The sequence below is a fragment of the Fructilactobacillus sp. X2R5C3 genome (assembly GCF_059901325.1).
In genome coordinates, this window is record NZ_JBWXUY010000088.1 from 1 (window position 1) to 229 (window position 229).

The window sequence follows — 229 nt, forward strand, 5'->3', positions numbered from 1 at the left end:
CTGTTCTTTCGCCTTTGTCGAACCGCATCACATTGTGCGCACTGATTTGCAAATGTCGTGGGTCGGCTTGAAAACCCCATTGTTCATTTTTCTGCAAAAACCAAAGCGAGATGGCTTCTTTTTCTTTTAAAGGAAGCATCTTTTGGCTTTGATTATCCCGTTTTGCCACATTCATTTTGATTTCAAAACGGTATTGCTGATGTTGTAAAAATTCATTAGGGATTTCACG

1 protein-coding gene is annotated in these 229 nt (G+C 39.7%); it reads right to left on the bottom strand.

Features of this window, described 5'->3' with window-relative positions; all coding sequences use genetic code 11:
• Nucleotides 1-229 (bottom strand): type I-E CRISPR-associated protein Cas6/Cse3/CasE (locus AC6UDE_RS07270; RefSeq protein ID WP_500697075.1); only part of this gene is annotated, 229 nt, incomplete at both ends.